The sequence below is a fragment of the Dyadobacter sp. CECT 9275 genome (assembly GCF_907164905.1).
Classification (GTDB): Bacteria; Bacteroidota; Bacteroidia; order Cytophagales; family Spirosomataceae; genus Dyadobacter; species Dyadobacter helix.
This window is the reverse complement of sequence record NZ_CAJRAF010000001.1, coordinates 972,224-988,081: the sequence shown is the minus strand read 5'-3', so window position 1 is coordinate 988,081 and position 15,858 is coordinate 972,224. Positions and strand designations below refer to the sequence as shown.

Below are 15,858 nucleotides of genomic sequence, written 5' to 3'. Positions count from 1 at the left end.
GAGAAAAATGGCTTTCCCGGGGAATCCGTACGAAGAGAGTAAAAGGAGCAACAATACATCAGTTGTGCCCGTTTAAAGAATGATTCCCTATCTTTGACGTATTCTTTTCCGATATGAAACAAGTACTGATAATTGCCACCCTATTTCTTCTCAGGGTATCCCCGCTTCTGGCCCAGGATCATTACGACCGAACCAAGGCGCTTTCCAGCGAAGAACTCTTTCAAAAAAATAGCAATGCCAACCGTATCATTTCGCAGCCAGGCCAGAAATACCTTGTATTAGATGCGTCACCTACGATAGGAGGTTTCCACCGATACCGGTTTTTTCCTGGTGATCAGATCAAGTTCAGGATGAAAAACGAAACCATCCGTTTTAATGAAACCATTGCCTCCGTCACCGATTCCTCCTTTACAATCGTCACGGTTAATGATGCCGTAGGCAGAACCGAATATCAGGAAATACCACTAAAAGAGGTAAGGCTTCTGAAAGTATCCAGAAGAATCCCTTTTGTTACACAAGCTGCGCCGTTACTGCCTCTGGCGGGACTGATTTATATAGGTGCAGATTTTTTCAACCGTGGTATTGATAACAAAAGATTCACCACCGACGCTTCTTCCATTGCGGTTGGAGGAGCGTTTATAGCTGCCGGCTTCATCTGTTACAAACTATCATTCTCTTCTCTCAAAATTAACGGGAAAAATAAACTCAAGGTTTTGGAAACTTATTAACCGGAGCTCCTGAACCCCAACGCAGATCTCCCAATTTATTTATTTTAAAGATTACGAATTTATTACAGTGAAATCCATTCTTGTACATCCGCCCCAAAACCCTGTTCGTGCCGAAATCAAACTCGCAGCTTCAAAAAGTGAATGTAACCGGGCATTGATCATTAATGCACTGACCGGCTTCCAAAGTGAACTTTCGAATGTATCTGAAGCCAGAGATTCCCAAACAATGCTTCGTTTGCTGCATTCAGAGGATACCATCGCCGATGTGATTGACGCAGGAACAACCATGCGGTTTTTAACAGCGTATTTTGCTGTAACCGGCCAGAACAAAATAATGACCGGCACGCCTCGCATGTGCGAGCGACCGATTGGTATCCTGGTGGATGCGCTGCGTATCCTGGGCGCTGATATTACCTACGAAAAAAATGAGGGATACCCGCCCTTAAAATTAAGTGGTTTCAATTACTCGGGCAAAAATGAGGTGAGTATCAAGGGAAATGTGAGCAGCCAGTACATCTCGGCCCTTTTGCTGATTGCCCCTGCTCTCCCATCGGGAATAACCATTAAGCTGGAAGGCGAGGTGGGTTCGCGACCCTATATTGAAATGACACTGAAACAAATGGCCTACTTCGGAATTACCTATGAAGCATCCTGGGAAACCAATACACTTCATATTCCTCCGCACCAGTATCAGCCCAAGCCCTATGCCATAGAATCCGACTGGTCAGGGGCAAGCTACTGGTATAGCATTGTGGCCCTGGCGGATGACGCCGAAGTGGAACTACTTGGCTTAAAGGAGGATTCCCTGCAAGGAGACAGCGCCATCGCTGAAATCATGGCTGTGCTTGGCGTTGAAAGTACATTTACGGAAAGAGGTGTAAAACTCAAAAAGATATCTCCACAAACTTCCCTGAGCTGGGACTTTACCGATTGTCCCGACCTTGCGCAGACCGTTGCCGTATGCTGCGCATTAAAAGATATCCCTCTGTCGATGACAGGTGTGGAAAGTCTTAAGATCAAAGAAACCGACAGGATTTTTGCCTTGCAGCAGGAACTGAAAAAACTGGGAGCTGAGCTCGTGGAAATTGAAACGAATCATCTTTACCAGGTTAGAAAAGTTGCGGAAAGGCCGGACGCCATCCCTTCCATTCATACCTATGATGACCACCGGATGGCTATGGCATTTGCCCCGGTTGGAATGATTTATCCGATCACTATTGAAGAACCCGGAGTGGTGGTGAAGTCATACCCAGGTTACTGGAACGACCTGGCCAAGGTTACCTCCTGGGAAGAGGTGAGTGAAGGATGATTTAAACAGGAATAGGCCAGTATGGTATGTACTAGGCAACAGGATTTGTAATTACATAACGTTCTGTGCCTTATCACGAAAAATTTGTAATGATCCTGGGAATTTCTAAGTACACGTCGTCAACATAAAAAAGGAACTATGATTTTGATTACCATTCTTTCCTATATACCTGTATGGGTGTACATCGTGGTACTCTTGCTTGCACTCATCGCCCTGCGTGATATTTTACAAAGGAAACATACGATTCTGCACAACTTCCCGATCGTAGGACATTTCAGATATATGATCGAAATGATAGGTCCCGAACTCAGGCAGTATATTGTTGCCAACAATCGCGAAGAACTTCCTTTCAACCGCAGACAGCGTTCATGGATATATGCTTCTTCCAAAAAGGAAAATAACTACCAGGGTTTTGGGACAGACCAGGATATTCAGCAGGCTGGTTATGTTTTTATAAAACCCGCCATGCTACCATTCAGGCTTCCAGCCACACACCCCCATCATGCGGTTAACGGAAACAGTGCCGAGCATTACACCATCCCCTCCGCCAAGGTCATTGGTGCATACCATCATCGGAAACGGCCTTTTCAGCCTCGCTCCGTGGTGAATGTGAGTGCTATGAGCTTTGGTTCTCTCTCGGCCCGGGCAATCGAATCGTTAAATAAAGGATCTTTTCTGTTTGGTAATTATCACAATACCGGAGAAGGGGGGCTTTCGCCTTACCACAAATTCGGGGCGGATGTGGTTTTCAACATGGGAACTTCCTATTTCGGTGTGAGAGATGACGACGGAAATTTTGTAATGGAAAAGCTCGTCAGGATGTGCGAAGAAAATCCTTTTGTAAGGATGATCGAACTTAAACTTTCACAGGGCGCCAAACCAGGAAAAGGAGGCGTATTGCCGGCCAGCAAAATCACAGCTGAAATTGCAGCCATACGCCACGTTCCGATGGGGAAAGACGTGGTGTCGCCTCCCTATCACAGCGCCTTTTCGGACGTGAAGGGGATGATCACTTTTATCGAAAAAATGGCAGAAGCTACTGGCTTACCAGTGGGTATTAAATCGGCGGTTGGCAAAACCGATATGTGGGAAGAACTCGCGGACCTTATGGCAGAATCCGGAACCGGGCCCGATTTCATAACAATAGATGGAGGAGAGGGCGGTACCGGTGCAGCGCCACCTTCCTTTGCAGACCACGTTGCCCTGCCACTGGTACATGCCTTTACCACAGTTTATAAAATATTTCAGAAGCGAAATCTTAGCGACAAAATTACTTTTATAGCCTCCGGGAAATTAGGCCTGCCCGACCAGGCCATTATGGCTTTTGCCATGGGAGCGGATATCATTAATGTAGCCCGGGAGGCCATGCTGGCTATCGGCTGCATACAGGCCCAATCATGCCATACCAACCGCTGCCCCACAGGAATTGCGACAAACAACAAATGGCTGGAAGCCGGTATTGACCCGACGTTAAAAAGTGAACGTTTTCATAATTATGTAAAAACACTTTCAAAAGAAATTGTCGAGATTACGAATGCTGCCGGTTACGAGCATCCCTCGCAGTTTACGATGAACGATATCGACATTTCCTTGGGAGATAATAAAACGCAGTGCCTTGCGGACAGTTACGGATACCAGAAAACCGCAGTCCCCTTTACCAGTATCGAGACCCTGCTGAAATCTCCTTATCTCGGAGGTAAAAAGAAAGAAATAGGGGAGCTGGCCTGATCGTTTTAAATATTATCCGGTATTATTTTTAACCTGCAAAAGCCCGACTGTTTATGAAATTGATTATACCCATTTTATTTACAGGAATCGTTATTTTAGGGTTAGGCTGTACTTCCAATAAAGTCCCTGCTCCACAGATTGGCTATGAGTACTTCCCAATTCAGTCGGGAATATATGGTGAATTTGATGTCACCAAAAAAATATATGCCATCGGACAGGATCCGCAATCAATTCAGTATCTTCAGCGCGAAATGATTGGCGATTCCTTCAAAGATGTAACCGGCCAGATCATTTACAAAGTTGAATTCGCAACTCAAAAAGCCCAGCAATGGAATACGGATTCCATTGCTACAATATGGAAAACTACGGATGAGATTTTAGGACACGAAAACGGTGATATTATTGTGAGGATGATATTTCCGCTTGCAGATCATAATGTCTGGGATGGAAACCAATATAATTCAAAAGGAGAACGTTTTTTTGAAACCACGGGCGTTGGAATTGCGTATCATACGATAAAGGAAAATTTTCCCGAAACGGTTACCATTGTAAGGCAGAACGATTCAACATTAGTATCTAAACGCAGATATGTGGAGGTATTCGCCAAAGGAATTGGGCTGATCCGAAGAGAAAGGACATTTGTTCAATATTGCAATACCCCGGACTGCGTAGGAAAAGGGATTATCAATTCGGGTTGGGAAGAAATAAGCACACTTAAAAGTTACGGAAAATGAAAAAATACGTTTTACTTTTCTCTATTTCAATTTTCATTCTGAAAAGCCCCGGTATTTATGCCCAGGCACATCCACGTTATTTTGTCTTGTTTAAAGACAAAGCAAATACGCCGTTTTCAGTTTCCAAACCATTGGAATTTTTATCAGAAAGAGCCGTTTTAAGGCGTACCAAACAGAATATATCCGTCACGGTTAATGACCTGCCCGTGAACCCGTCTTACATTGCCGCTGTGAATCAGACGGGCGGAAAGGTTATTTACTCCTCACGCTGGTTTAACGGCGTCGTCGTTGAAGCATCCGATACACAGCTGGAGAGCATTAAAAAACTTTCCTTTTATAAAAGCACCGAGCTTAATAATCCTGTTTCGTCTGCCAATGCGCTTGGAGTAGGCCGGATAAAGGCTTCCGCAAACAAGTTCGGAACGACCGAAGACCTGGATTATGGCGCCATGCGTAACCAACTGGTGATGCTCGGTGCAGATGTACTGCACAAAAAGGGATTTCATGGAGAAGGCATGCTCATAGGGGTATTCGATGCTGGTTTTAATCGTAGCAACGAGCTTGGGTATCTCAAACATTTATATGATGAGAAAAGGGTCATTGAGACGTATGACTTTATTGCCAGAAACAATGATGTTTATGACGACCACTGGCACGGCAACGCAGTACTTTCCACCATGGCAGCCTATCAGCCAGGCAGTTTGGTGGGTGTTTCTTACAAAGCGGCCTATGTGCTGTACCGCACCGAAAACAACGCTACCGAAACCCCTTACGAAGAAGTAACCTGGCTTATCGCCGCAGAAAGGGCCGATAGCCTGGGGGTTGATGTCATCAACACGTCGCTGGGATATTTTGAATTTGAAAACGAATTTAATACACCTGCCTACAACCATACCTATCAGGACATGGATGGTAAAACCACCATCATTTCAAGAGCAGCGAAGTTTGCCTGTCGCGCAGGGATATTGGTGGTAAATGCCGCCGGAAATGAAGGCAATAATCAATGGAGATATATCACTGCACCGGCAGATGTAGATTCGGTATTAACTGTGGGAGCTTGCAATTATGATAAAAGTTATGCTCCTCTCAGTTCCATAGGTCCCAATGCCGTCGGATTGATCAAACCTGATGTTGCTGCCGTTGGAGCCGGAACGGTGGTCGGCAATAATTTGGGTACCGGATCGGCATCTACAGCAAGCGGCACTTCCTTTGCTTCGCCTCAGATAGCTGGCCTGGCCGCCATTCTCTGGCAGGCCCATCCGTCGCTAAACGCAGGACAGATTATTGATGTCCTCAAAAAATCAGGAAACCAAGCCCCTAAACCGGATTTCTTTCTGGGTTATGGTGTGCCAGGCATTGTAGCCGCCGAAGAAGTTATACAAAAAGATTATACTCTACTCGGAACCGAACCAGACCTTCTGGGCTCCATGATAATTGCTCCCAATCCGGTTTCCGGTAACATCATACTGAAAGTACCCGTTACTTTAACAGGCAGAAGAGCAACATTCAGAGTAAGGGATCAAGCGGGTACTATGGTGTCCGTGTCCGAGGGGATCCTTACAGAAGAAACTACCATTAGCACACCAGCAACCGGCAGCGGACTCTATCTTTTGGAAGTTGGTATCGGGAAAGCAATACGCGTGGTCCGGTTTGTAAAAAAATAAACGTCTAAACAGCAAACCGCCCACTGCCTCATCATTGCCCTATTCAACCAAAACTACAAACTGCTTTTCCTCACCATCCTCATAATGGATTCAGAATTATTGTAGCCGGCAATCTGATCCAGCGCAATCCATTCCAGTGATTTAGCCTCGCCGTTAACGGCCAGCAATGCATCCGGATCGGCCTCGAAAAGAAAACGGATATCGTAATGGTAATGTGCCTGATCTTTCGGGTTAGCAGGAATCTGATGTACATCCAAGTCAAAGACAGCGGGACGGACCAGCTTAAAAAAAAGCAGGCCCGTTTCTTCCCTCACTTCCTTTTCGGCCACCCTCATTACATCGGCGTCTCCATCACAATGCCCTCCGGGCTGAAACCAGCGGTCCAGCTTGCGGTGATGCATCAATAGTGCCTTGTCGCGCCCGGGAGAGACGACCCACCCCGAGGCCGTAACGTGACCCACCGCAAGTGTCCGCTCGAAACAGGATTCATGATTGACAATAAAGTCTAGTGTATCATCATACATCCGCGCTTCCTCTCCTTCCGTCGGCGTGTACGCCAGGAGCATCGAAATCAAACTGTTTCTATTCATTGTAGGCTATCTGACATTTTCATTCTAATTTCACTGCTGTTTAAATACACAACCCAAATTCATTACTTCACAAAATGAAAAAATACCTGTTTTCCATTGCTTTGATAACCGGACTAGCCGTAACCTCCATCGCACAGCGTACGCCTCAGCTAAGCCCGGGTGCCAGTATTATGCAGACCGTCGGCGTAACCGATTTCACTGTAAAATATTCCCGTCCCAGTCTTAAAGGAAGAACCGTTTTCGGCGACAACTCCTTGCTCGCTCCCTATAATCAATTATGGCGTACAGGAGCCAATATGCCTACCACTTTTGAATCCAGTACCGAGTTCATTTTTGGAGGGCGCACCGTTCCTGCCGGCAAATATGCACTTTTATCTATTCCATCCGGAGGAGCCTGGACTGTAATTTTAAATAAAAATTATACGCAGGGAACTGAGACTTACAAACAGGCAGATGACGTGGCCAGGATTTCAGTGGCTCCTCAGTCTGCGGAATTTAACGAAACGTTCGATATCCGTTTTTCAAATATTACTGATAGTACCGCCAATTTCATCCTTTCATGGTCTTCGGTTTCTGTTTCGGTTCCGTTGCTTGTCAACACCCAGGACCTGACCCTAACCGCCCTGAATAAAGCAGTAGCTGAAAAACCTGAGGATGTAGCCGTATTACAAAGTACAGCGGGTTATTTGGCTTCAAAAGGCAAGGACTTGCCACAAGCCCTTGCACTGGTCGACAAAGCGATCGGCCTGAAAGAGTCGTTTTCTAACTTGTGGCTGAAAGCACAGATATTGGGTAAACTTGGCAAAAATGCAGAAGCCTTGCCGGTAGCGCAAAGAGCGCTTGCGTTGGGAGCCTCTTCAGGAGAAGCCTCTTACAGCTTTTTTAAAGGGCAGATTGAAAAAGGGATTGCCGAGTTTCAGGCAAAAATAGCGTCGGACAAACCGGCAGTGTCGGGAGCAAAAGGAAAGAAAAAGAAATAGAGACTAAAAGCGGGCGGGAGATGTTAAAACAACCCGCTCGCTTTTATCTAAAAAACCTGGGAACACTCCACTGATAGCGTACCGCCAAAATGCGCAGAACTATAATCACAAGTGAAGCCGCTATAAAAGCGGTATTTCTTTCAACACCCACCTTATCCAGCAGAAGATAACAGCAAGCACCGGCCAGACAGGCCGTAGCATATACTTCCTTCCGGTAAATGATAGGGATTTCATTGGTCATCACATCCCGGATCACCCCTCCCATCACAGCAGAAAAAACGCCCATAATAGCAGCTATTTCAGGCCGTACACCCAGATGCAGAGCCTTTTCGGTACCTACAATGGTAAAAAGCGCAATTCCCCAGGTATCGAAAAAGAAAAGTGTTTTCCTGAGCCTGATCAGATATCTGTAGAAAACAAAAGTGGTTATAACTCCCGCAACAATCGCATAAATAATCGCAATATCCCTTACCCACACCAGCGGATAACTATCGAGCAAAATATCGCGGAGCGTTCCTCCTCCTATGGAGGATATAAAAGCCGTAAAAGTAGCACTAAACCAGTCCTGGTGTTTCTGGTCTCTCACCGCAAGGGCACCTGATATAGCAAAAGAGAAGGTACCGATTATTTCGAGCACATACTGGATACTCATAGGATAGTCAGGCAGAAAGCCTTTTTGTAATACTAAACTGCCACCGGCGCCTTAATTCCAGGCCATGGGTTATAATTTACCAATTCAAAATCCTCAAATTTAAAGTCGAAGATACTTTTTACCGCCTCGTTTATTTTCATTACCGGAAGAGGCCTTGGCTCCCTGCTCAGCTGCAACTCCACCTGATCGAGATGGTTAAGATAGATATGCGTATCACCTCCTGTCCAGATGAAGTCCCCAAGGTCCAGTTCACATTCCTGGGCTATCATCATCGTGAGCAGGGCATAACTGGCAATGTTAAACGGCACACCCAAAAAAACATCCGCACTGCGCTGGTAGAGCTGGCAGGAAAGTTTCCCGCGGGTCTCCCCTGCGGCCGTATCCGGGGGTGCCACATAAAACTGAAAAAGGGCGTGGCAAGGGTGCAACTTCATCAATGGCAATTCCGAGGGATTCCAGGCGGAAACGATTATACGGCGCGAATCAGGCGTGGTTTTCAGCTGGTGTAACACCGTCTGCAGCTGATCCACAGACTTCCCGTCGATACCTTCCCAGCTGCGCCACTGCTTGCCGTAAACCGGCCCCAGGTCTCCGTTTTCATCAGCCCACTCATCCCATATCGACACGCCGTTTTCTTTGAGATAGGCAATGTTGGTATCTCCTTTCAAAAACCAGAGCAACTCATGGATGATCGATTTGGTATGTACTTTTTTTGTAGTAACCAGCGGGAAACCGTCCTTCAGGTTAAACCGCATCTGGTAACCGAATACACTGATGGTACCCGTCCCCGTTCGGTCTGTCTTTTTAACACCATTATTCAGAATATGGCGAAGCAAATCGTGATATTGTTGCATTGATATCTGCCTGATTGAAAGTTTTTAAACCGTAGCGATCTCCACACTATGCGTGATGGTTGCAAGCGCTTCCAGCTGGGCGGTTGCCGAACAATACTTTTCCATCGAAAGTGCTATGGCCCTGTTGATCTTATTTTCGTCCAGCGCATTGCCTGCAAATTTGAAAGTGAGGTGTATGTTACGAAAAGGTTTGCGCTGCGTATTTTCTTCCTGTACTCTTTCACCTTCAGCAACAATTCTGAAATCGGTAATATCCTGACGTTGTTTTTTCAAAACCAGCACCACGTCTATGGCACTACAGCTTGCTAATCCCATCAACAGCAATTCCATCGGTCTTACACCGGCATTTTTTCCACCTATTTCGGGCGAGCCGTCGGTGTGAACTTTTACTTCTGATGAACCGGTGCCTTCAAAGTGAAAGCCGTCATCCACGCGAACCATTTCAATTTTCATCTCAAAATTACTTACTGTTAATATTAATCCGGGCGGTTAAACCTCCAAGGATATCCTAATAATGAACATATTCTTTATAAAGTTCAAATATACTTGATCCATGCCGTCCGGGCTATTTTCCCTATAAATTTAAAAACAGAACAGATACTTGTATATTCGTTTAAATAAGACGACCGGGTATTTTCTGAACGATGTCGGACAAAGAGAGAAATCTTCGCCCTTCAAATATATCGTTCTGATTATAAGTAAATTGACTTTTAACCGGTTCTGTTAATCATAAAATTAAATGCTATGTGGAAGGAAGAAGATGACAAACTGAAAAAGAATTTCCGGTTCCGGGATTTTAAAGAAGCATTTTTATTTATGTCAGAAGTTGCAAAAACAGTGGACGAGATGGATCATCACCCCTGGTGGTCTAATGTTTATAACCAGGTAACTTTTGAACTGACCACGCATGACGCAGGAGATAAGGTATCGGATAAAGATAAAAAGCTCGCCAGCGCCATTGACACAATTGCCGAAAAATATCGGTAAAGAGGTCACTTATGTCTTATCCACCCGTTCATCATCCGTAAACTTTTGATCACAATTGTTTACCCAAGTTAGTATACCTGAATGAAGCTTTACATTGTTCCTACCCCCATCGGTAACCTTGAAGACATTACCCTTCGTGCTATTAACGTACTGAAAACAGCCGATGTGGTACTGGCGGAAGATACGCGCACATCGGGGAATTTATTGAAACATCTCGGGATCAGCAAGCCGATGCTCAGCTATCATATTCACAATGAGCACCAAACGGTAGCTCGTGTGGTAGAACGCATTAAAAAAGGAGAAACCATGGCGCTGGTGTCCGACGCGGGTACTCCTGCCGTTTCGGACCCTGGCTTTTTGCTGGTTCGCGAATGTATCAAGGAAGGAATTACGGTTGAATGCCTCCCCGGCCCTACCGCATTTGTCCCGGCTTTGGTAAACTCCGGTTTGCCCAGCGACCGCTTTACCTTTGAAGGCTTCCTTCCGCATAAAAAAGGAAGACAAACCCGGCTGCAAAATCTGGCGGAGGAAGAAAGAACCATGATTTTTTACGAGTCCCCTCATCGGCTGGTGAAAGCGCTGCAGCAGTTTTCGGAATACTTCGGAGCCGACAGGCAGGTATGTGTTTCGCGGGAATTGAGTAAAATATTTGAGGAAAACACCCGGGGTACTTTACAGGAAGTTTCCGAATTTTATGCTTCAAAAACCGTTAAAGGAGAAATAGTGATAATACTCAGTGGTAAGCCCAATCTGAAAAAATCCTCTGAAGACTGATATGAAAAACCCTCAAATGCCTGAACAACCTTCAATTCTTTCCATTCGAAGAACATATCTGCCAGGATTCAATCCACTGGTTTGCTTTACCTATCTGCTCTTATTTTTGGGACTGAAACAAAATTCGCACGCCCAGCAACTCAGTCCCGAAGCCCGTGTAAGTCTGGTTACCGTTGGGCCCGGTCAGGAGTTATATTCCGGCTTCGGGCATAGTATACTCTGGATTTCGGATCCCCGGACAGGTGTGGACCGGGCTTATAACTATGGTACCTTCAGCAGTTTTGAATCAAATTTTTATTTGAAATTTCTACGCGGGACGCTTCCCTACACCTTATCTGTTTCCCCTTTCTATCTGCAGGAGGAATTTTACCGGGAAGAGAACCGCTCCATTTCGGCACAATTATTGAATCTTTCTGCCCCTCAAAAAGATAGATTGTACCAGTTTCTTGAAAATAATTACCTGCCACAGAACCGGCAATATCAGTATAAATTTTTCTATGACAACTGTGCCACAAGAATGACCACCGCCTTGCGCGCAGCATGTGGAGACAGTCTGATATACACGGGATATACCGGTGAAAAATTAAGTTTCAGGCAGTGGATCGACAAGTATGCTTATAAACAGAACCCCTGGGCAGATTTCGCTATGGACCTTGCAATAGGTACCCCATCCGATGAAATTGCCACTCCGGAACAGGCCACTTTTTTGCCGGATAACCTCCGCGCCGCATTCGCCGCCGCCAAGGTAAGGTCAGGGAACCAAACACTTCCGCTGGTAAGCTCCGACTCCGTCATTTACGAAGCCAGCCCTGTTATTCAGGAGATCATTTTCACCCCTAAAGTAGTGTTCTGGACGCTGGCTGTTTTGATTCTTGCTTTCACCTATTGGCAGATCAAAAAGGAGAAAGTCAATTTTGCAGTGGATAAAATACTGTTTTCCATCGTGGGTCTGGCAGGCTGGATACTCATACTACTTTGGTTTGCAACCAACCACGGGGTTACTGCCAACAACTACGATGTCCTTTGGGCCTTTCCACTCTGGATGCCGGTGATATTATTTTTATCAAAAAGTAAAAAACCGGCTTGGTTTCAATATTTCTTGATTTTATATGGATTTCTCTTACTTTGCGCAACAGGAAACCTTGCCAAACATAATCTGGTGGTGATACCGATTCTGTTAATACTTGCGGCACGGGTTTATTACATAAATAATTCATTATCAAAAATCCCCGGAACGGGATCCCAAGTGGCATGAATCTGGAATTACTAACCCAACAAACCGTAGAATTAGTGAGGCAGGCGTCCGCATTTATTCAACAAGAGGCAGCATTGTTTTCACGTGATAAAATAGAATACAAGGACCTGAACAACCTGGTTTCGTATGTAGATAAAGAAACAGAAAAACTGCTGGTGGCTGGTCTCAGTAAAATACTGCCGGAAGCGAGTTTTATTACAGAAGAAGGTACTACCGGGAAGGAGCCCGACCCCACTGCACTCAACTGGATTATTGATCCATTGGATGGTACCACCAACTTCATCCATGGCATTCCTGCCTATTGTGTAAGCGTTGGATTGGCCCGGGGGAAAGAATTACTGATCGGCGTAATTCACCAGCCCAGTCTGGACGAAATGTTTTCGGGCTGGAAAGGCGGAGGAGCCTGGTGTAACGGCAACAGACTAAGCGTATCAGGTGTAACTTCCCTGCAGGAGGGACTTATCGCAACCGGCTTCCCTTATTACAAGTTTGAAAAGCAGAAAAGGTATATGTATATTCTTGAACTGCTCATGCAAAAAACGCACGGGATCAGGCGTATGGGCGCTGCCGCCGTGGATCTGGCCTATGTGGCGGCTGGAAGGTTCGATGGGTTCTACGAATATAATCTCAATTCCTGGGATATGGCGGCAGGGGTTCTGCTGATCAAAGAAGCCGGGGGAATTGTGACTGATTTTAACGGCGGGGATAATTATCTTTTTGGAGGAGATATCATTGCGGCGTCCGGAGCCCATGCCGAACTGATGACCACGATAAGAGATAATTTCTGACAAATACTGCACAATACTGGGAAATTTTATAAAAATACATATCTTTCAGATTTTAATAGAGCTGGATTTTGGAATCACAAAATATGGAGCTGGAACAATTAAAATACCCGATCGGACGGTTCGAGCCACAGAGCAGTTACTCAGCCGCTGAGGTTAAAAGTAATATTCAGATCATCAGCGCCTTACCTTCGAAGTTTATTAATCTGCTGGGTAGCTGGGATTCAGACAAACTGAATATGGCTTACCGCCCTGGCGGCTGGACCGTCAGACAACTGGTACATCATGTTGCGGACAGCCATATCAATGCATATACCCGGTTTCGCCTGGCGCTGACGGAGGACAATCCCACCATAAAGCCCTATGAAGAAGGCCTCTGGGCTGAACTTCCGGATGCTCAAACAGCACCCGTGGAACTGTCTTTACAGCTCATCAGGTACGTGCATTTGCGGTGGGTGCTGCTTATGAATTCTTTGGATGAAAACGATCTGGCCAGAACCTATTTTCATCCTGGAAGCCAAAAGACAGTAAGATTGGATGAGGTAGTGGCCCATTATGCCTGGCACAGCGAGCATCATTATCAGCATGCATTTCAGCTGGCAGCCAGGAACAATTGGTCGTAACAATGTGTTTACTGGGCATGGTCGCACAACAAATCATCGTTTTACTGCTGTTTATGGCTGCGGTCAGCTATGCCGGGTGGAGAGCATACAAGGCAGTCAGTAAAACCAAAAGCGGGGGATGCGCCAAGGGGTGCGGATGTGCAGCAGGCAAAGCAGTAAAAATATAATCTATCAGTATAGTAAAAGCCGCGTCGGAATTGAAAACTCAATTTCGCCGCGGCTTTTCATTTATGGGATATTACAATGCTCCTCTTTTGATATCATCCACCACTCCCGGATCAAGCAAGGTAGAGACATCTCCCAGGCTATCCATTTCACCTTCCGATATCTTACGCAGGATTCGTCTCATGATTTTGCCGGAACGTGTTTTTGGCAAACCGCTCACAAACTGAATTTTATCAGGTTTTGCAATGGGTCCGATAATCCGCGAAACCGTAGCTGAGATATCTTTTCTGAACATTTCCGGATCTGCCGGCCGGTTGTCGGAAATTACATAGGCATAAATTCCCTGCCCTTTGATCTCGTGCGGATAACCTACCACTGCGGACTCCACCACACCAAGGTGCATATTGATGGCGTTCTCCACTTCTGCCGTCCCAATCCTGTGCCCCGATACATTCAAAACGTCATCGACACGACCTGTGATCCGGTAATAACCATCCTCATCACGCAGACAGCCATCCCCCGTAAAATACATACCCGGATATGTAGAAAAATAAGTCTGCTTGCAGCGTTCGTGGTCTCCGTAGGTAGTCCGAATAATTCCAGGCCATGGAAATTTGATACAAAGATTACCGCTTACGTCATTGCCTTCGATCAGATTACCTGTTTCATCCACAAGTACCGGTTGAATACCCGGCAATGGCAGTGTGGCGTAAGTAGGCTTTTCAGGTGTTATCCCCGCCAGAGGCGAAATCATAATACCTCCCGTCTCCGTTTGCCACCAGGTATCCACGAGCGGGCACTGATTGGCTCCGATATGCTGTTTAAACCAATGCCATGCTTCTTCATTAATAGGCTCACCTACAGAACCCAGTTTTGTAAGAGACGACAGATCATGATCTTTTACAAAATGTAACCCGAAACTCATCAGGGAGCGGATTGCCGTCGGAGCCGTATAAAGAATATTCACCTTGTGCTTGGCCACGATCTGCCAGAAACGGCTGGCATCGGGATACGTAGGTACTCCTTCAAAAATAACCGAAGTTGCTCCGGAACACAACGGCCCGTACACAATGTAACTGTGCCCCGTGATCCAGCCAATGTCAGCCGTACAGAAATGAATTTCTCCGGGTTCGTACTGGAAAACGTTGGTGAAGGTATAGGTCGCAAAAATCATATAACCGCCACAAGTATGCACCACCCCTTTAGGCTTGCCGGTTGATCCGGAAGTATAAAGGATGAACAAGGTATCTTCCGAATCCATTGGCTCAGCAGGACACACAGAATCAACAAGTTTCACCTCATCTTCCCACCACATATCCCGTCCTTTCAGCATAGAAACTGGGGTTCTGGTCCGGGTCATCACGATCACATTCTTTACACTGGAACAAAGCTCAAGCGCATTATCCACGGTTTCTTTCATAGGTATCACCTTAGGTCCGCGGAACGCCCCATCCGAAGTGATCACCATCGTACACTGTGCATCATTAATCCTGTCTGCAATAGACTTCGCAGAAAACCCTCCGAAAACAACCGAGTGGATGGCTCCGATACGCGCACATGCCAGCACGGCAACGGAAAGTTCAGGAACCATCGGCAGATATATACAGACTCTGTCTCCCTTTTTTACTCCATGTTTTTTAAGCACATTGGCAAATCTGCAGACCTGGTCATGAAGCATCCGATACGTTATTTTCACCGCGTCATCTTCAGGATCATTGGGTTCCCAAATCAGTGCCACCTGATCACCTCTTTCTTCCAGATGCCGGTCCAACGCATTCTCCGTGATATTCATTTCACCACCTTCAAACCACTTTGTATTGGCTTCCCTGAAATCCCAGCTCAATACTTTCTTCCATGGTTTGCGCCATTTAAATTGCTGAGCAATCTCTGCCCAAAAACCTTCGGGATCTTCTACACTTTGATTGTAGGCGACCTGATACTCTTCAAAGGTCTTAATTCTCATAATAAATAAAGGTTAACTTAGGGAAATAGGCTTTTGGCCGCCAATTTATAATTTTCATTTGGTTAGT

At 45.8% G+C, this 15,858-nt stretch carries 17 protein-coding genes; 12 read left to right on the top strand and 5 right to left on the bottom strand.

The genetic code is table 11. From position 1 onward, the window contains the following. Nucleotides 1–113 precede the first annotated feature (113 nt). The 5 genes from KOE27_RS04015 to KOE27_RS03995 all read left to right on the top strand — a co-directional run bounded on the left by KOE27_RS04015 (nucleotide 114) and on the right by KOE27_RS03995 (nucleotide 6,163). Nucleotides 114–728: a hypothetical protein gene (locus KOE27_RS04015; protein ID WP_215237551.1), complete on the top strand. Its 615-nt coding sequence runs from the start codon at nucleotides 114–116 to the stop codon at nucleotides 726–728. A 67-nt stretch (nucleotides 729–795) separates the two neighbouring features. Continuing rightward, complete coding sequence (locus tag KOE27_RS04010; RefSeq protein WP_215237550.1) at nucleotides 796–2,037, top strand: 3-phosphoshikimate 1-carboxyvinyltransferase; 1,242 nt, start codon at nucleotides 796–798, stop codon at nucleotides 2,035–2,037. 138 nt (nucleotides 2,038–2,175) lie between these two features. Then, nucleotides 2,176–3,765, top strand: coding sequence for an FMN-binding glutamate synthase family protein (locus KOE27_RS04005; protein ID WP_215237549.1), 1,590 nt, complete (start codon nucleotides 2,176–2,178; stop codon nucleotides 3,763–3,765). A 53-nt stretch (nucleotides 3,766–3,818) separates the two neighbouring features. Next, nucleotides 3,819–4,499 carry a hypothetical protein gene (locus KOE27_RS04000; RefSeq protein WP_215237548.1) on the top strand — a complete coding sequence of 227 codons (681 nt, stop codon included), beginning with the start codon at nucleotides 3,819–3,821 and terminating at the stop codon, nucleotides 4,497–4,499. Then, on the top strand, nucleotides 4,496–6,163 hold the full coding sequence (locus tag KOE27_RS03995) for a S8 family peptidase (protein WP_215237547.1): 1,668 nt from the start codon (nucleotides 4,496–4,498) through the stop codon (nucleotides 6,161–6,163). Before KOE27_RS04000 ends, KOE27_RS03995 begins: the two co-directional genes overlap by 4 nt. A 53-nt stretch (nucleotides 6,164–6,216) precedes the next feature. Here the strand turns inward: KOE27_RS03995 and KOE27_RS03990 are convergent, their stop codons facing one another. Further along, entirely contained in the window at nucleotides 6,217–6,753 is a 537-nt protein-coding gene (locus tag KOE27_RS03990; protein ID WP_215237546.1) for an NUDIX hydrolase, read from the bottom strand. A 74-nt stretch (nucleotides 6,754–6,827) separates the two neighbouring features. Here KOE27_RS03990 and KOE27_RS03985 point away from each other — a divergent pair, with 74 nt between their 5' ends. Next, a complete protein-coding gene (locus KOE27_RS03985; protein ID WP_215237545.1) occupies nucleotides 6,828–7,733 on the top strand; it encodes a DUF2911 domain-containing protein in 906 nt (301 codons plus the stop codon). A gap of 43 nt (nucleotides 7,734–7,776) precedes the next feature. Here the strand turns inward: KOE27_RS03985 and KOE27_RS03980 are convergent, their stop codons facing one another. From KOE27_RS03980 to KOE27_RS03970, 3 genes are read right to left on the bottom strand one after another with little or no spacing between them, the layout of a single operon-like run. Continuing rightward, nucleotides 7,777–8,385, bottom strand: a complete 609-nt coding sequence (locus KOE27_RS03980) for a trimeric intracellular cation channel family protein (RefSeq protein WP_215237544.1) — start codon at nucleotides 8,383–8,385, stop codon at nucleotides 7,777–7,779. A 32-nt stretch (nucleotides 8,386–8,417) separates the two neighbouring features. Then, nucleotides 8,418–9,239 (bottom strand): thymidylate synthase, encoded by an 822-nt coding sequence (locus KOE27_RS03975; RefSeq protein ID WP_215237543.1) that lies wholly within the window; start codon nucleotides 9,237–9,239, stop codon nucleotides 8,418–8,420. A 24-nt stretch (nucleotides 9,240–9,263) separates the two neighbouring features. Then, nucleotides 9,264–9,692 carry an OsmC family protein gene (locus tag KOE27_RS03970; protein ID WP_215237542.1) on the bottom strand — a complete coding sequence of 143 codons (429 nt, stop codon included), beginning with the start codon at nucleotides 9,690–9,692 and terminating at the stop codon, nucleotides 9,264–9,266. A 291-nt stretch (nucleotides 9,693–9,983) separates the two neighbouring features. On the opposite strand from KOE27_RS03970, the gene KOE27_RS03965 reads away from it, so the two are divergent. From KOE27_RS03965 to KOE27_RS03940, 6 genes are all read left to right on the top strand, one after another. Continuing rightward, entirely contained in the window at nucleotides 9,984–10,226 is a 243-nt protein-coding gene (locus KOE27_RS03965; RefSeq protein ID WP_215237541.1) for a 4a-hydroxytetrahydrobiopterin dehydratase, read from the top strand. An 81-nt stretch (nucleotides 10,227–10,307) separates the two neighbouring features. Then, nucleotides 10,308–11,000 carry a 16S rRNA (cytidine(1402)-2'-O)-methyltransferase gene (rsmI, locus tag KOE27_RS03960; RefSeq protein WP_215237540.1) on the top strand — a complete coding sequence of 231 codons (693 nt, stop codon included), beginning with the start codon at nucleotides 10,308–10,310 and terminating at the stop codon, nucleotides 10,998–11,000. A gap of 1 nt (nucleotide 11,001) precedes the next feature. Beyond that, nucleotides 11,002–12,255 (top strand): lipoprotein N-acyltransferase Lnb domain-containing protein, encoded by a 1,254-nt coding sequence (locus tag KOE27_RS03955; protein WP_229252629.1) that lies wholly within the window; start codon nucleotides 11,002–11,004, stop codon nucleotides 12,253–12,255. Next, nucleotides 12,252–13,043, top strand: coding sequence for an inositol monophosphatase family protein (locus tag KOE27_RS03950; protein WP_215237539.1), 792 nt, complete (start codon nucleotides 12,252–12,254; stop codon nucleotides 13,041–13,043). Before KOE27_RS03955 ends, KOE27_RS03950 begins: the two co-directional genes overlap by 4 nt. Nucleotides 13,044–13,126: 83 nt before the next feature. Further along, nucleotides 13,127–13,663 carry a YfiT family bacillithiol transferase gene (locus KOE27_RS03945; RefSeq protein ID WP_215238364.1) on the top strand — a complete coding sequence of 179 codons (537 nt, stop codon included), beginning with the start codon at nucleotides 13,127–13,129 and terminating at the stop codon, nucleotides 13,661–13,663. Between the two features lie 2 nt (nucleotides 13,664–13,665). Further along, entirely contained in the window at nucleotides 13,666–13,830 is a 165-nt protein-coding gene (locus KOE27_RS03940) for a FeoB-associated Cys-rich membrane protein (RefSeq protein ID WP_310590054.1), read from the top strand. 71 nt (nucleotides 13,831–13,901) lie between these two features. On the opposite strand, the gene acs is transcribed toward KOE27_RS03940, so the two are convergent. Next, entirely contained in the window at nucleotides 13,902–15,791 is a 1,890-nt protein-coding gene (acs, locus tag KOE27_RS03935) for an acetate--CoA ligase (protein ID WP_215237537.1), read from the bottom strand. Between the last annotated feature and the right edge of the window lie 67 nt (nucleotides 15,792–15,858).

Bases quoted from the DNA above. Each gene is read 5' to 3' on its own strand.
- KOE27_RS03940 (WP_310590054.1), top strand. From the start codon at position 13,666: ATGTGTTTACTGGGCATGGTCGCACAACAAATCATCGTTTTACTGCTG.
- rsmI (WP_215237540.1), top strand. From the start codon at position 10,308: ATGAAGCTTTACATTGTTCCTACCCCCATCGGTAACCTTGAAGACATT.
- KOE27_RS03950 (WP_215237539.1), top strand. From the start codon at position 12,252: ATGAATCTGGAATTACTAACCCAACAAACCGTAGAATTAGTGAGGCAG.
- acs (WP_215237537.1), bottom strand. From the start codon at position 15,791: ATGAGAATTAAGACCTTTGAAGAGTATCAGGTCGCCTACAATCAAAGT.
- KOE27_RS04000 (WP_215237548.1), top strand. From the start codon at position 3,819: ATGAAATTGATTATACCCATTTTATTTACAGGAATCGTTATTTTAGGG.
- KOE27_RS03970 (WP_215237542.1), bottom strand. From the start codon at position 9,692: ATGAAAATTGAAATGGTTCGCGTGGATGACGGCTTTCACTTTGAAGGC.
- KOE27_RS03995 (WP_215237547.1), top strand. From the start codon at position 4,496: ATGAAAAAATACGTTTTACTTTTCTCTATTTCAATTTTCATTCTGAAA.
- KOE27_RS03985 (WP_215237545.1), top strand. From the start codon at position 6,828: ATGAAAAAATACCTGTTTTCCATTGCTTTGATAACCGGACTAGCCGTA.
- KOE27_RS04015 (WP_215237551.1), top strand. From the start codon at position 114: ATGAAACAAGTACTGATAATTGCCACCCTATTTCTTCTCAGGGTATCC.
- KOE27_RS04005 (WP_215237549.1), top strand. From the start codon at position 2,176: ATGATTTTGATTACCATTCTTTCCTATATACCTGTATGGGTGTACATC.
- KOE27_RS03980 (WP_215237544.1), bottom strand. From the start codon at position 8,385: ATGAGTATCCAGTATGTGCTCGAAATAATCGGTACCTTCTCTTTTGCT.
- KOE27_RS03975 (WP_215237543.1), bottom strand. From the start codon at position 9,239: ATGCAACAATATCACGATTTGCTTCGCCATATTCTGAATAATGGTGTT.
- KOE27_RS03955 (WP_229252629.1), top strand. From the start codon at position 11,002: ATGAAAAACCCTCAAATGCCTGAACAACCTTCAATTCTTTCCATTCGA.
- KOE27_RS03990 (WP_215237546.1), bottom strand. From the start codon at position 6,753: ATGAATAGAAACAGTTTGATTTCGATGCTCCTGGCGTACACGCCGACG.
- KOE27_RS03945 (WP_215238364.1), top strand. From the start codon at position 13,127: ATGGAGCTGGAACAATTAAAATACCCGATCGGACGGTTCGAGCCACAG.
- KOE27_RS03965 (WP_215237541.1), top strand. From the start codon at position 9,984: ATGTGGAAGGAAGAAGATGACAAACTGAAAAAGAATTTCCGGTTCCGG.